We start from the raw sequence: 525 nt of genomic DNA on the forward strand, positions 1-525 counted from the left end.
AATAAANCAGATTTAGGGTAAGTCTCCCCCGNAGCGGGTTGTGTTTTCAGGCAATACGCACGCTTTCAGGCATACCTGCTTTCGTCATTTTGTTCAGCGCTCGTACCAGGGCCATAGCCTCCGCAACCTGACCATCGTAGTCACGCAGCGTCAGTGAACCCCCGAACAGCTGTTTTACCCGGTACATCGCCGTTTCCGCTATCGAGCGACGGTTGTANTCTGTTGTCCATTTCCACCGCGCATTACTCCCGGTCATTCGCTGATTAGCCACTGCACGGTTACGGTCTGCATATTCACCGGGCCAGTAACCCGCACCTTTTCGGGGAGGGATAAGCGCGCTGATTTTCTTACGCCGCAGTTCATCGTGACAGAGCCGGGTNTCGTAAGCGCCNTCNGCNGNNGCTGNCCTGATTTTNCNGTGNGTNTGCCNGATNANNCCNGGGAAGGCNTCTGAGTCCGTNACNTTGTTCAGCGACAGGTCTGCACAGATGATTTCATGTGTNTTGCTGTCAACTGCCAGATGCA

1 protein-coding gene is annotated in these 525 nt (G+C 54.4%); it reads right to left on the bottom strand.

Annotation, left to right across the window (positions count from 1 at the left end; genetic code table 11):
- Positions 1-46: 46 nt before the first annotated feature.
- Positions 47-525 (bottom strand): transposase (locus tag VZP09_RS24320; RefSeq protein WP_328795506.1); only part of this gene is annotated, 479 nt, incomplete at its 5' end.

This window comes from Klebsiella sp. EMBS2024 (genome assembly GCF_036233805.1).
In the GTDB taxonomy this organism is placed as follows: Bacteria; Pseudomonadota; Gammaproteobacteria; order Enterobacterales; family Enterobacteriaceae; genus Klebsiella; species Klebsiella pneumoniae.